Genomic DNA, 13562 nt, shown 5'->3' with positions numbered 1-13562 from the left:
TGACTATTTATATAAATACCCAAATTAAAAAAATAATTTGGGCATTCTTGAACAGAAGCTTAGTTCTTAAGTGCTGGTGTTGCAGCAGCAATAGCAGCAGCAACGGCATCATCTTCTGTGTTCGCAGGTTCAGTTGCCTTAGCAGCTGGTTTTGACTGAGCTTTTTCCGGTTTAGGTTCAGCTTTAGGCTCAGGTTTTTTTTCTGGTTTAGGTTCTACTTTTGGTGTCTCAGATTTAGGTTGTTCAGCAACTTGTGTCTGTGAAGATTCATCAGAACGCGCAGGACGAGTTTCACGGCGAATTTCAGTTGTCGTGTTAGCAGTTTCTTCACGATGAACTTCAACTTGTGGTTGCTCTTGAACTTGAGCTTCTTGAGTATCTACACTCTCTAAAGATTCAAATTTTGCAGGCTTCTGTGGTTGAGGTTCTGAAACAGCAGTTTCAACCTTGTCTTGCTCTTCTTCTTTCGGTGTCTCTTTTTTAACGCATGCGGTTAACAATAGTCCAGCCGCAATTGCAGCACAGATTAAAAGTTTTTTATTTGCCATTGCCCTAAACAACATTTAATTGAGGAATTGGCATTATAACAGTAAATAGCTATGAAAAAATCATGTCAGATTGAGCTAATTTTTTATTAAAAATGCTGATAGAATAACCAGTTGTTTATTGTTCTTTGAATTGATGCGGTTTGACTTTGCTTTATAGGGGCAGAGTACAGTAAAATTGCCAAACATTGTAGGCCGATTTCGGCTTGATTGTACGAGAAACTTAATGACCCATTTTATTTTTGTCACTGGTGGTGTGGTTTCATCGCTAGGTAAAGGTATTTCTGCTGCTTCTGTTGCTGCACTTTTGGAAGCTCGTGGCTTAAAAGTCACAATGGTTAAAATGGATCCTTATATTAATGTCGATCCAGGGACAATGAGCCCATTCCAGCATGGTGAAGTTTTTGTTACCGAAGATGGTGCAGAAACAGATCTGGATCTGGGTTATTACGAACGTTTCTTACGTCGCGCGAAAATGACCAAACTAAACAACTTCACTAGTGGTCGTGTATATCAAGACGTTTTAAATAAAGAGCGTCGTGGTGATTACTTAGGTGGTACAGTTCAGGTTATTCCTCATATTACCGACAATATTAAAGAACGTGTACTCCGCGCGGGCGAAGGCTATGATGTTGCTATCGTAGAGATCGGTGGTACCGTAGGTGATATCGAATCTTTACCGTTTATGGAGTCGGTTCGTCAGTTAATGGTTGAGCTTGGTCATAAACGTACCATGCTTATGCATTTAACTTTGTTGCCATATATTAAGTCAGCAGCGGAGTTAAAAACAAAACCAACTCAGCACTCTGTAAAAGAGTTACTTTCAATCGGTATTCAGCCAGATATTCTTATCTGTCGTACTGAGTATGATGTTGATGCTGACACTAAACGTAAGATCGCGTTATTCACGAACGTAGAAGCTCGTGCGGTTGTCGTGTGTAAAGATGCGAAAACGATCTATCAAATTCCACGTGGCTTCTATGAGCAAAATGTAGATGACCTGATTTGTGAACGTTTTGGTTTTACTGATTTACCAGAAGCTGACTTAACTGATTGGGATAATGTTGTAGAAGCATTACTTAACCCGGAATACACAGTACGTGTAGCAATGGTCGGTAAGTATGTTGAATTACCGGATGCTTATAAATCTGTAAACGAAGCATTGTTACATGCTGGTATTAAAAATCGCGTAAAAGTACAAATTGATTATGTCAATGCTGAAGAGCTTGAAAGTCAAGATGTTTCTATTTTGAAAACAGCTGATGCGATTTTAGTTCCTGGTGGTTTTGGTGAGCGTGGTACTGAAGGCAAAATGAAAGCTATTCAATACGCACGTGAAAATGGTATTCCTTTCTTGGGAATCTGTTTGGGTATGCAGTTGGCTGTTATTGAATATGCTCGCCATGTTGCAGGTATGCCAGAAGCTTCTTCTACAGAATTTAACCGTTCTACAAAATATCCATTGATTGGTTTAATTACCGAATGGTTAGATGAGCGCGGTGAATTACAACAGCGTAGCCTTGAGTCTGACTTAGGCGGAACAATGCGTTTAGGTGCACAAAAATCAGAATTGGTTGAAGGCACAAAAACTCGTGAAGTTTACGGAAAAGCTGAGATTACCGAACGTCATCGTCACCGTTATGAAATGAATAATCGTTTCATTGAAGCGATTGAACAAGCGGGCATGAAGATTTCTGGTTATTCTTCAGCGCAACATTTAGTTGAAACTGTAGAAATTCCTGAACATCCTTGGTTTATTGCTGTACAATTCCACCCGGAATTTACAAGTTCACCACGTGATGGACATCCATTGTTTGCTAGTTTTATTGACGCTGCAAAAACACAGCATCAAAAAAGTAAGTAATGCGATTTAAAAATAAACTGGGAAAGTTTAAATGTCACAATTAAAACCACAAGAAGTTGTACGTTTAGGCGATATACAAATGGCAAATCATTTGCCATTTGTACTATTTGGCGGAATGAACGTACTCGAGTCAAAAGATTTAGCTTTTGAAATTGCTGAAACTTATATTGATATTTGTAAACGCCTAGATATTCCTTATGTATTTAAGGCGAGTTTTGATAAAGCAAACCGTTCTAGTTTGCATTCATTCCGTGGTCCTGGACTTGAAAAAGGTATTGAATGGTTAGGCGACATTAAAAAACATTTTAATGTACCCATTATTACCGACGTTCACGAACCATATCAGGCAGCGCCAGTTGCCGAAGTCGCTGATATTATCCAGCTTCCTGCTTTCTTAAGCCGTCAAACTGATCTTGTTGAAGCAATGGCGAAAACCCAAGCTATTATCAACATTAAAAAAGCACAGTTCTTGGCTCCTCATGAAATGCGCCATATTTTGCATAAATGTTTAGAAGCGGGAAATGACAAACTTATTCTTTGTGAGCGTGGCTCAGCATTTGGCTATAACAATTTAGTTGTAGACATGCTTGGCTTTGACATCATGAAAGAAATGAATGTACCTGTATTCTTTGACGTGACTCATGCTTTACAAACTCCAGGTGGTCGTTCAGATTCAGCTGGTGGTCGCCGTGCTCAAATTACAACTTTAGCGCGCGCAGGTATGGCAACAGGTTTAGCGGGATTATTCCTAGAGTCTCATCCAGATCCAGATAAAGCGAAATGTGATGGACCATCTGCATTGCGCTTGTCACAGCTTGAGCCATTCTTGGCACAACTAAAAGAATTGGATACTTTAGTTAAAGGATTCAAAAAGTTAGATACTCATTGATGCAGGAATTTGCATCGCGTTATTCATTCAACTGAGGAATTGTTCATGAGCCAAATCGTTGACATTCGTGCACGTGAAATTTTGGACTCTCGTGGTAACCCAACCATCGAAGCAGACGTCATCTTAGAATCTGGGGTGGTTGGTCGTGCATGTGCACCATCTGGTGCTTCAACTGGTTCTCGTGAAGCTTTAGAACTTCGTGACGGCGACAAATCTCGTTACTTAGGTAAAGGCGTTCGTACTGCTGTTCAGAATGTAAATAGCTCAATTCATGAATTGCTTGTTGGTCAAAGTGTTTTTGAACAAAAAGCGCTTGATGAAAAAATGATTGCTTTTGATGGCACTGAAAACAAATCTAAATTAGGTGCTAATGCAACTTTGGCGGTATCTTTAGCAGCAGCTCACGCAGCAGCAGCTGAACAAAAACTTCCATTGTTCCAATACATTGCTAACTTACGTGGTCAAACTACTTTGACTATGCCTGTACCAATGATGAACATTTTGAACGGTGGTGCTCACGCAGATAACACTGTTGATATTCAAGAGTTCATGATTGAGCCAGTTGGTTTCACTTCATTCGCTGAAGCATTACGTGCTGGTGCAGAAGTATTCCATTCTTTGAAATCAGTTCTTAAGAAACAAGGTTTGAACACAGCTGTAGGTGATGAAGGTGGTTTTGCGCCTAACCTTCGTTCAAATGAAGAAGCGATTACAGTAATTCTTCAAGCAATTGAGCAAACTGGTTATAAAGCTGGTTCAGATATTATGCTTGCACTTGACTGTGCATCTTCAGAATTCTACAAGAATGGTCAATATATTCTTGAAGGTGAAGGCAACAAGTCTTTTACAAGCAATCAATTTGCTGATTACTTAGCTGGTCTTGTTAAGCAGTATCCAATTATCTCTATTGAAGATGGTTTGGATGAGTCTGACTGGGAAGGCTGGAGTTACTTAACTTCAATTCTTGGTGATAAAATCCAATTGGTTGGTGACGATTTATTCGTAACTAATCCTAAGATTTTACAACGTGGTATTGATGAAAAAGTTGGTAACTCAATTTTGATCAAATATAACCAGATTGGTACATTGACTGAAACTTTAGATGCAATCTACCTTGCTAAAGCAAATGGTTACACTACTGTTATTTCTCACCGTTCTGGTGAAACAGAAGATTCAACTATTGCTGATTTAGCAGTAGGTACAGCAGCAGGTCAAATTAAGACTGGTTCACTTTGCCGTTCTGACCGTGTTTCTAAATATAACCAATTGCTTCGTATTGAAGAGTTAACTAAAGCGGTTTACCGCGGTAAAGCTGAATTCAAAGGTTTAAACTAATCTTTTGAATAAAGCTTTATATATTTAAATATTGATGAAAAATTAATATCTAAATATAAGTGCTATTTCTAAGTGTTAGAAATAGCACTTTTTATTTACCCTAAGCGCCGGGTTTTTAAAGATTCAGCCCAACTGTGGTGATGACAACGAGAGCATTCTTGGTCTAGCTTATTTAAAATTTTAGTTTCGCCACATTTCATACAGGAATAAAAAGTATTAATTTTAAGAACTTCTGCTTTACGATAAGCATCAGGGAATAAGGGAAGTCCCCATTTGACATCTTCATCTTCATAATAAAGCAAGCTCAGAATACCATCCGATTCAAGCAGGGCTGTTCTGACTTGGCCTAAATGTTCAACGTTTTGTTGGCGCATTTCCGAAAAAAACTCATCATGAGAATAAGTCTGTTTTTGGAAATCTTTGTAGACTAAAAGGCCTTCTTTAACGACACAGAGCGCTTTTCCTTCCAATAAATCTTCAATTTTTTTATGTTTTACCATACCCCAAGTGACCAGGCGATATAGAGAAAGAATAGCGATAAAAGCTATCAATGCATGGGCAATCGGTAAATCTTTAGTAAACATAGGATCGCCAGCAGCAGAACCTAAACATAAAATAATGGCAAGCTCAAATAAGGAGAGTTGCCGAATACCACGTTTACCAGATAGCCTTAGAAAACTAATGATAATGATAAACATGATGGTACAACGGACCAAAATTTCTAAAACAAAGGACCACGTTGTGTCACCTATAAGAATATTAGAAAGATCCATCTTTTTCTCACTTGTTTAAATATGTATAAAAAATACATTTAAAATTCATATCAGAATAAAATTAAAAAAAATATACTTTTTAAGTGGTTATTGGTTAAGAAATTGATATATGTGTATTGTTATATGAAATTAAAAGATATAAATCTCATATATAGAATAGAAGGGCCGAGCTTGAAAAAAATGACGATACAGCTATTAAATTTTAAAAAAATTCTGTTTTATTAATTTATCATCTTGAATAAAACTACGGCCGGAATCAAGCATTGTAAGTAATACAATATTTAAACTTTGGTCATTGGTGGTAAGAAGATAGTCTTTATGTTCAGAGAATCTATTTCTTTATATCTTTCAGGAAGCTTTTTTATATTTACTGAGATGCTTTTTTTGTTAATTAGAAGTATTTTTATATGCATAGATTGATTTATAAGCAGTTGTGTTCATAAACATTATTTTCCTTTCCAATTGAGTTGAATTTTGACAAAATGAAACATGTCACAATGGTCAATTTAAAGTAATATGATCATTCATCGTTTTGCAGGAACTTTGCAGGAATTTTGCATGCTGCTTGTAAATTGTCATACAATACAAAAACTTAATCAAAGTTTTTAATTAAAGCTCTTAATGCTATGTTAGAAGTATTTCGTTCCACTTCAAGCAAACTTATATTGCTACTGGTTATTGTTTTAGTGGTTATATTGCAATATCAGTTTTGGTTAGGTGAGGGTGGTTATTTTCCTCATCAAGCGCTTATGCAGCAGATTCAACAACAAGCCGAAGTAAATGACGAGCTTAAAGAGCGAAACCGTATTTTGGCAGCTGAAGTTTTCGACCTAAAGAATGGTACGGAGGCGATAGAAGAGCATGCTCGCCTAGATCTAGGTTTGGTTAAGCCACATGAGACATTTGTTCAAATGAGTACAATTAGTACCCATTACAAACCTATTTATATTGACCCGAACGCTAAAGTAGATTTGGAAACTAATGAGACACCTCCATCACCAGACATCCCAGACTAAATTATGGGCAGTTATCCCTGCCGCTGGTTCAGGAAGTCGGTTTTCCAAAACTGAATTAAAGCAATACCAATATATTCAAGATGCTACTGTTATAGAACATACGGTTAAGCGTTTAAGTCAGCTTCCGCTTACGGGTTATGTTTTGGCAATTGGAAAACAAGATACTTTTGCCTCAACTTTATCTTTTCAAGATAAGCATAAAGCGCATTTTTGTAATGGTGGTGTTGAACGTGTGCACTCGGTATTAAATGCGCTGAATTATCTATCACAGATTGCGGATGAGGATGATTGGGTATTAGTACATGATGCAGCAAGGCCTTGTGTGACTTTTGAATGTTTGAATACTCTTGTTAAAAATGCAATTGAGACTAATCAGAGTGCTATTTTGGCAATTCCGGTACGCGATACGCTAAAACAAGTAAATCAGGAACAGCAAATTGATAAAACTGTGAGTCGAGAGCTGTTGTGGCAAGCTCAAACTCCTCAAATTGCTAAAATTGGAATTCTTAAAAAAGCAATAGAAACAGCGCTAAAAAATAATTTGATTATTACAGATGAGGCGAGTGCACTTGAATCTATAGGAGAGAGTGTACAGGTGGTCATGGGGCGTTCTGATAATATAAAAATTACTTACCCTGATGATTTAGAACTTGCTCGCTTGATTTTACAATCACAAAATTAAGATTTTATATACAGGATAGATGGTAATTTTTACTTATAAAATAGCCTAAGTGAATATGGTGTTTCTACATATCTATCCAAAATAATTAGTATTTTTTTACAACTTGTATTTGTAAGATTGAATAAGTAATTTACTTAGATAATGTTCGATAGTCGAACAAAAAAATCCTAAATCGAACAAAACTATATATAGCTGACTAGATCAAAATCTGAAAATTATCAAAAATGTTTAAAAGGGAAATCTAAGGGAAACACTCGGGATTGAGTGAAATATTTATCTATTCTTCTCGCCTCAGTGTGCCTAAATCTCTTACCTCTCTCTTCTTCAATGAGCACAATGGAGTTGTCTAATGATTGACAAAAGTAAGTCCTCACTAAGCGAGGTTTTATCGCAGATTAAAGATGGTGCAACCATTCTGATTGGTGGTTTCGGTACCGCAGGACAACCCGCTGAACTCATTGATGGTCTGATTGAACTAGGTGTTAAGGACCTGACCATTGTGAGCAACAATGCCGGTAATGGGGATTATGGTCTGGCTAAACTGCTCAAAGCCGGTTCAATTAAAAAAGTGATTTGCTCTTTCCCACGTCAGTCGGACTCTTATGTGTTTGATGAACTGTACCGTGCCGGAAAGGTTGAACTTGAACTGGTACCGCAAGGCAATCTGGCGTGCCGTATTCAGGCAGCAGGTATGGGTCTTGGGGCGGTGTTTACCCCAACAGGCTTTGGAACACTTTTAGCTGAAGGCAAAGAAACCCGTCATATTGATGGTAAAGACTATGTGCTTGAGTATCCAATTAAGGCTGACTTTGCCCTGATTAAAGCCTATAAGGGCGACCGCTGGGGCAATCTGGTTTACCGTAAATCTGCACGTAACTTTGGCCCGATCATGGCCATGGCTGCTGATGTCACCATTGCTCAGGTTTCTGAAGTGGTTGAACTGGGTGGATTAGACCCGGAACACATCATTACCCCAGGTATCTTTGTACAGCATGTTGTACAAGTAACGCCAGCACAGTAAGCAATAAGGAGAAATAACATGAGCTACCAGAAACTCAGCCGTGACCAGATTGCACAACGTGTGGCACAAGATATTCCAGATGGCGCCTATGTGAACTTGGGCATTGGCTTACCGACTAAAATTGCCAGCTACTTACCTAACGATAAAGATATTTTCCTTCATTCTGAAAATGGCCTGTTGGCTTTTGGCCCGCCACCAGCGGCAGGTGAAGAAGACCCTGAACTGATTAATGCGGGTAAAGAGTTTGTGACTATGCTTGAAGGCGGCAGCTTTTTCCACCATGGCGATTCATTTGCCATGATGCGTGGTGGTCACCTTGATATTGCGGTGCTTGGGGCATTTCAGGTGGCAGCGAATGGTGACTTGGCGAACTGGCACACGGGTGCGCCGGATGCGATTCCTGCTGTTGGTGGTGCGATGGATTTGGCGGTTGGTGCCAAGAAAGTATTTATCACTACAGACCATGTGACTAAACAAGGTGAGCCGAAGATTGTGGCTGAGCTGACCTATCCGGTAACGGGTAAACACTGTGTTGACCGTATTTACACTGACCTGTGTGTGATTGATGTGACCAAAGCTGGTTTAAAGGTGATTGAGAAAGTTGAAGGTCTTAGCTTTGATGAGTTACAGGCTTTAACCGGTGCAACTTTGATTGATGCGACTCAAGGGTAAGGAAGTAGGGAAATGACATTAAAAAACGCTTATATCATCGATGCCATCCGTACTCCATTTGGCCGTTACGCCGGTGGCCTTGCACCCGTCCGTGCCGATGACCTTGGCGCTGTGCCGATTAAAGCGCTCATGCAGCGTAACCCAAGTGTAGATTGGGAACAGGTCGATGATGTGATCTATGGCTGTGCCAATCAAGCCGGTGAAGATAACCGTAATGTCGGCCGTATGTCAGCACTGCTTGCTGGGTTACCGTATCAGGTTCCAGCAACCACCATTAACCGTTTGTGTGGTTCATCACTCGATGCCATTGCTATTGCTGCCCGTGCCATTAAAGCAGGTGAAGCGAATCTAGTGATTGCAGGTGGTGTGGAAAGCATGAGCCGTGCACCTTATGTGATGGGTAAGTCTGACAGTGCCTTTGGCCGTAGCCAGAAGATTGAAGACACCACTATGGGCTGGCGTTTCATTAACCCTAAACTTAAAGAATTGTATGGTGTAGACACCATGCCCCAGACTGCCGAAAACGTCGCTGAACAGTTCAACGTCAATCGTGCAGATCAGGACCAGTTTGCCTTGGTGAGCCAACAACGCACCGCAAGCGCGCAAGCCAAAGGCTTTTTTTCTAAAGAAATCGTGGCAGTTGAAATCCCTCAACGTAAGGGTGATGCTGTTGTGATTGATACCGATGAACATCCTCGTGCATCAACCACCCTTGAAGGTTTAAGCAAACTTAAACCTGTGGTTAAAGCAGATGGCACAGTTACTGCGGGGAATGCTTCAGGCATTAATGATGGTGCAGCGGCTCTGCTGATAGCTTCTGATGATGCAGTTCAGGCTTACAACTTAAAACCGCGTGCCAAGATCATTGCCTCAACAGCGGTGGGTGTAGAACCACGCATTATGGGTTTTGCTCCGGCTCCAGCGATTAAAAAATTACTTAAACAAGCCAACCTGACTTTAGAGCAAATGGATGTAATTGAGCTCAATGAAGCCTTTGCTGCACAGGCTTTGGCAGTGACCCGTGATTTAGGCTTACCAGACAACTCTGACAAGGTAAACCCAAACGGTGGTGCCATTGCATTAGGTCATCCACTTGGTGCATCAGGTGCACGTCTTGTGACGACAGCTTTAAACCAGCTTGAACAAACAGGTGGCCGTTATGCCTTGTGTTCAATGTGTATTGGGGTAGGTCAAGGTATCGCATTGATTATTGAGAGAGTCTAATCATGAGCCAGTTATATGCCAGCTTGTTTTACCAAGAGGAGGTCACTGACATCTTTAGTGACTCATCTTTAATCACCTACATGATTCAGGTTGAAGTTGCGTTAGCCCAAGCGCAGGCACAAGTTGGCGTGATTCCTCAAAATGCAGCAAATACCATTGCCCAAGTAGCTGAACAGGCGTTAGAAAAGTTTGACTTTTCGGCTTTGGCGGTAGCAACTGGCTTAGCTGGGAATATCGCAATTCCATTTGTAAAACAGCTTACGGCAATTGTTAAAGATACTGATGAAGATGCTTCGCGTTATGTGCATTGGGGAGCAACCAGTCAGGATATTTTAGACACAGCTTGTATTTTGCAATGCCGTGATGCGTTGAATATTGTGGAAGGTCAACTTCAACAGTGCTACACCACAGCATTACAACAAGCTAAACAATATCGCCATCAAGTCATGATTGGGCGTACATGGTTACAGCAAGCTTTACCTATTACTTTAGGGCATAAGCTTGCTCGTTGGGCTTCTGCATTTAAACGTGATTTAGATCGTATACAAGCTATGAAATCACGTGTGCTCACTGCTCAGTTAGGCGGTGCTGTGGGTTCGTTGGCTTCATTGCAAGACCAAGGTTCGCTTGTGGTCAGTGCATTTGCGGAGCAACTGAATCTGACAGTACCAACAAGTACATGGCATGGTGAGCGTGACCGTATTGTAGAAATTGCAAGTGTGCTTGGCATGATTGTCGGGAATACGGGCAAGATGGCACGGGATTGGTCACTCATGATGCAAACTGAAATTGCAGAGTTGTTTGAGCCAACCGCAAAGGGTCGTGGTGGTTCATCGACCATGCCTCATAAGCGTAATCCAGTTGCGGCAGCATCCGTATTGGCCGCGGCGAATCGTGTACCAGCACTGATGTCTAGCATTTATCAAAGCATGGTACAGGAACATGAACGTAGCTTAGGTTCGTGGCATGCAGAATGGTTAGCAGTTCCAGAAATCTTTCAGCTTTGTGCTGGAGCATTAACTCGTACTGGTGAAGTTCTACAAGGTTTTGAAGTTAATGCTGAGCATATGCAACAGAACCTTGAGTGTACCAACGGGTTAATTATGGCAGAAGCGGTGATGATGGCACTTGCACCCAAGATTGGACGTTTAAATGCTCATCATTTGGTTGAAGCTGCATGTAAAACAGCAGTAGCACAAAACCAGCATTTGTTTGATGTTGTTAGCCAACTAGATGAAGTAAAAGGGCAGTTTAGCCAAGAAGAGATAAGGAATATTTTCAAACCAGAAAACTATTTAGGCAATATTCAGCAACAGATTGATGCGGTTTTGAAAGAAGCACAAGGAGAGTCAAAGTGAAACAGACTATTAGCAATCGTCAAGGAAAACAGTTAGCAGTTTATACAGATTGTCTAAAAGATGCTCCTGTACTTGTGTTTTCTAATTCATTAGGAACAGACCATGGTATGTGGCAATCTCAGCTGAATGAATTAAAAAGTCATTTTAATGTCATTACATACGACACACGTGGTCATGGTGAAAGTGATGTAATTAGTGACACCACATTGCAAAACTTAGCTGAAGATGTTGTTGATATTTTAGATGCCTTGAATATTGAAAAAGCTCATTTTTGCGGCATTTCAATGGGCGGAATTACAGGGCTGTGGTTGGGTATTCATCATCCAAATCGTTTTAATAGCATTACAGTTGCAAACTCAGCAGCCAAAATTGGTCAAACCGAGGCTTGGTTAAGTCGTGCTGAATCGGTAGAAAAAAATGGTTTAGCCGAGCTAGTTAAAACTACCCATACCCGCTGGTTCAGTGAAAAATTTGACTATCAGCATAATGTGGTTGCACAGACAACGATTCAAAGTCTCGCAAACACGCCAGCACAAGGTTATGCCAATGCATGTCGCGCTTTAGCGTATGCCGATTTGAGAGATGAAATTGCACAAATCCAAATTCCAACGCTACTGATTGCAGGAACAGAAGATCCGGTAACGACAGTAGCAGATGCCGAATTTATGCAGAAGGCGATTAATAACAGTCAGCTTGCAAAACTCGAAGCATCTCATCTTTCTAATATTGAGCAACCACAAAGATTTACTCAGGAATTGACTAGATTTATTCAGCAAATCTAATCGCTTAGTAATTTAAAAGGAATTGGCCTTAAGGAGGCAAATATGGCGTCTCAGGATTACGCTACACCAAGCAAAACCATCGATGCTCAAGCACTGATTAATGATGCTCCACTTAGTAAATATCAATGGATGATCGCAATCATCTGTTTCTTAATTATTTTTACTGATGGTATCGATACAGCTGCAATGGGTTTTATCGCTCCAGCATTGGCTCAGGACTGGGGCGTTGACCGTTCTCAGTTAGGGCCGGTGATGAGTGCCGCACTTGGTGGAATGATTATTGGAGCTTTAGTTTCTGGCCCGACAGCTGACCGCTTTGGCCGCAAAATTGTTTTAGCCTTTTCGATGCTTGTATTTGGTGGGTTCACCTTGGCATCTGCTTATGCAACCAACTTGGATAACCTTGTCGTTTTACGGTTTTTGACAGGTATTGGGCTCGGCGCAGCTATGCCGAATGCGACCACTTTATTTTCTGAGTACTGTCCAACCCGCATTCGCTCGTTACTCGTGACATGTATGTTCTGTGGCTACAACTTGGGTATGGCTACAGGTGGTTTTATTAGCAGTTGGCTTATCCCGACCTACGGTTGGCATAGTTTATTTTTGCTCGGCGGCTGGTCACCTTTAATTTTAATGATTTTAGTGATTTTGGTGTTACCTGAGTCTTACCGCTTTTTAATTGTGAAAGGTAAGAATCCAGAAAAAGTACGCAAAATCTTAAATCATATTGCACCAGCACAGATTCAAAATGCGACAGCATTTCATGTGCCTGAAGAGAAAACAGAAGTTGTTCAAAAGAAAAATGTCTTTGGAATTATGTTTTCTAAGCCATATGCCAAAGGTACGGTTTTGCTTTGGGTGACTTACTTCATGGGACTCGTGGTTGTTTACTTGCTAACAAGTTGGTTACCAACACTTATGCGTGAAACAGGTGCTTCGATGGAGCGTGCTGCATTTATTGGCGGTTTGTTCCAGTTCGGCGGTGTAGTGAGCGCATTGTTTATTGGTTGGGCAATGGACAAATTCAACCCGAACCGAGTCATCGCCATTTTCTACTTTGCCGCAGGTCTATTTGCAATTGCTGTCGGTCAAAGCTTAGGCAACTCAACCTTACTTGCAGTATTGGTGCTTTGTGCGGGTATCGCCATTAATGGTGCGCAATCTTCGATGCCGGCGTTAAGTGCACGCTTCTATCCAACTCAGTGCCGTGCAACAGGCGTGTCTTGGATGACGGGTATTGGGCGTTTTGGTGCTGTATTTGGTGCGTGGATTGGAGCTGTGTTACTCGGTAATGATTGGTCGTTTACCGCCATTCTTAGTTTATTACTCATTCCAGCGACCGCTGCTGCTGTTGCGGTATTTATTAAATCAATTGTTGCGCATACCGATGCAACTTAATAG

The 13562-nt window shown here is 40.7% G+C and carries 13 protein-coding genes; 11 read left to right on the top strand and 2 right to left on the bottom strand.

From position 1 onward, the window contains the following. Positions 1–59 precede the first annotated feature (59 nt). Positions 60–548: a hypothetical protein gene (locus KNQ97_RS08360; protein WP_001284535.1), complete on the bottom strand. Its 489-nt coding sequence runs from the start codon at positions 546–548 to the stop codon at positions 60–62. A gap of 223 nt (positions 549–771) precedes the next feature. Between KNQ97_RS08360 and KNQ97_RS08355 the strand changes: the two genes are divergently transcribed. Genes KNQ97_RS08355 through eno form a run of 3 tightly spaced genes read left to right on the top strand, consistent with a single transcriptional unit; the run spans position 772 to position 4633 of the window. Then, positions 772–2409 (top strand): CTP synthase, encoded by a 1638-nt coding sequence (locus tag KNQ97_RS08355; RefSeq protein ID WP_000148658.1) that lies wholly within the window; start codon positions 772–774, stop codon positions 2407–2409. Between the two features lie 31 nt (positions 2410–2440). Beyond that, a complete protein-coding gene (gene kdsA, locus KNQ97_RS08350; RefSeq protein ID WP_000080538.1) occupies positions 2441–3298 on the top strand; it encodes a 3-deoxy-8-phosphooctulonate synthase in 858 nt (285 codons plus the stop codon). Positions 3299–3343: 45 nt separating this feature from the next. Beyond that, the gene (gene eno / locus KNQ97_RS08345; RefSeq protein ID WP_000078452.1) at positions 3344–4633 is read left to right on the top strand and encodes a phosphopyruvate hydratase; all 1290 of its coding nucleotides are present in this window, start codon (positions 3344–3346) and stop codon (positions 4631–4633) included. Between the two features lie 95 nt (positions 4634–4728). Here the strand turns inward: eno and KNQ97_RS08340 are convergent, their stop codons facing one another. Next, positions 4729–5406, bottom strand: coding sequence for a DUF421 domain-containing protein (locus KNQ97_RS08340; protein WP_000366082.1), 678 nt, complete (start codon positions 5404–5406; stop codon positions 4729–4731). A 626-nt stretch (positions 5407–6032) separates the two neighbouring features. Between KNQ97_RS08340 and ftsB the strand changes: the two genes are divergently transcribed. From ftsB to KNQ97_RS08300, 8 genes are all read left to right on the top strand, one after another. Beyond that, positions 6033–6422 carry a cell division protein FtsB gene (gene ftsB / locus KNQ97_RS08335; RefSeq protein ID WP_253612074.1) on the top strand — a complete coding sequence of 130 codons (390 nt, stop codon included), beginning with the start codon at positions 6033–6035 and terminating at the stop codon, positions 6420–6422. After that, positions 6388–7104 (top strand): 2-C-methyl-D-erythritol 4-phosphate cytidylyltransferase, encoded by a 717-nt coding sequence (gene ispD, locus KNQ97_RS08330; RefSeq protein ID WP_001216216.1) that lies wholly within the window; start codon positions 6388–6390, stop codon positions 7102–7104. Before ftsB ends, ispD begins: the two co-directional genes overlap by 35 nt. 349 nt (positions 7105–7453) lie before the next feature. Further along, positions 7454–8125, top strand: a complete 672-nt coding sequence (locus KNQ97_RS08325; protein WP_253612073.1) for a 3-oxoacid CoA-transferase subunit A — start codon at positions 7454–7456, stop codon at positions 8123–8125. A gap of 18 nt (positions 8126–8143) precedes the next feature. Beyond that, a complete protein-coding gene (locus KNQ97_RS08320) occupies positions 8144–8797 on the top strand; it encodes a 3-oxoacid CoA-transferase subunit B (protein ID WP_253612072.1) in 654 nt (217 codons plus the stop codon). A 12-nt stretch (positions 8798–8809) separates the two neighbouring features. Continuing rightward, positions 8810–10021, top strand: a complete 1212-nt coding sequence (gene pcaF / locus KNQ97_RS08315; RefSeq protein ID WP_005110616.1) for a 3-oxoadipyl-CoA thiolase — start codon at positions 8810–8812, stop codon at positions 10019–10021. Positions 10022–10023: 2 nt separating this feature from the next. After that, positions 10024–11379 (top strand): 3-carboxy-cis,cis-muconate cycloisomerase, encoded by a 1356-nt coding sequence (locus KNQ97_RS08310; RefSeq protein WP_253612071.1) that lies wholly within the window; start codon positions 10024–10026, stop codon positions 11377–11379. Continuing rightward, positions 11376–12161 carry a 3-oxoadipate enol-lactonase gene (gene pcaD, locus KNQ97_RS08305; RefSeq protein WP_031997780.1) on the top strand — a complete coding sequence of 262 codons (786 nt, stop codon included), beginning with the start codon at positions 11376–11378 and terminating at the stop codon, positions 12159–12161. The genes KNQ97_RS08310 and pcaD overlap by 4 nt, the downstream gene beginning before the upstream one ends. A gap of 42 nt (positions 12162–12203) precedes the next feature. Continuing rightward, on the top strand, positions 12204–13559 hold the full coding sequence (locus KNQ97_RS08300) for an MFS transporter (RefSeq protein ID WP_253612070.1): 1356 nt from the start codon (positions 12204–12206) through the stop codon (positions 13557–13559). Positions 13560–13562: the final 3 nt, after the last annotated feature.

Origin of the sequence: Acinetobacter sp. UC24323 (assembly GCF_024151445.1) — a bacterium.
Lineage (GTDB): Bacteria > Pseudomonadota > Gammaproteobacteria > Pseudomonadales > Moraxellaceae > Acinetobacter > Acinetobacter baumannii.
The sequence above is the reverse complement of the archived record's forward strand: the minus strand, read 5'-3'. Positions and strand labels throughout refer to the sequence as shown.

Coding starts and splice junctions, on each gene's coding strand:
- KNQ97_RS08360 (WP_001284535.1), bottom strand. CDS start 548: ATGGCAAATAAAAAACTTTTAATCTGTGCTGCAATTGCGGCTGGACTA.
- KNQ97_RS08355 (WP_000148658.1), top strand. CDS start 772: ATGACCCATTTTATTTTTGTCACTGGTGGTGTGGTTTCATCGCTAGGT.
- kdsA (WP_000080538.1), top strand. CDS start 2,441: ATGTCACAATTAAAACCACAAGAAGTTGTACGTTTAGGCGATATACAA.
- eno (WP_000078452.1), top strand. CDS start 3,344: ATGAGCCAAATCGTTGACATTCGTGCACGTGAAATTTTGGACTCTCGT.
- KNQ97_RS08340 (WP_000366082.1), bottom strand. CDS start 5,406: ATGGATCTTTCTAATATTCTTATAGGTGACACAACGTGGTCCTTTGTT.
- ftsB (WP_253612074.1), top strand. CDS start 6,033: ATGTTAGAAGTATTTCGTTCCACTTCAAGCAAACTTATATTGCTACTG.
- ispD (WP_001216216.1), top strand. CDS start 6,388: ATGAGACACCTCCATCACCAGACATCCCAGACTAAATTATGGGCAGTT.
- KNQ97_RS08325 (WP_253612073.1), top strand. CDS start 7,454: ATGATTGACAAAAGTAAGTCCTCACTAAGCGAGGTTTTATCGCAGATT.
- KNQ97_RS08320 (WP_253612072.1), top strand. CDS start 8,144: ATGAGCTACCAGAAACTCAGCCGTGACCAGATTGCACAACGTGTGGCA.
- pcaF (WP_005110616.1), top strand. CDS start 8,810: ATGACATTAAAAAACGCTTATATCATCGATGCCATCCGTACTCCATTT.
- KNQ97_RS08310 (WP_253612071.1), top strand. CDS start 10,024: ATGAGCCAGTTATATGCCAGCTTGTTTTACCAAGAGGAGGTCACTGAC.
- KNQ97_RS08300 (WP_253612070.1), top strand. CDS start 12,204: ATGGCGTCTCAGGATTACGCTACACCAAGCAAAACCATCGATGCTCAA.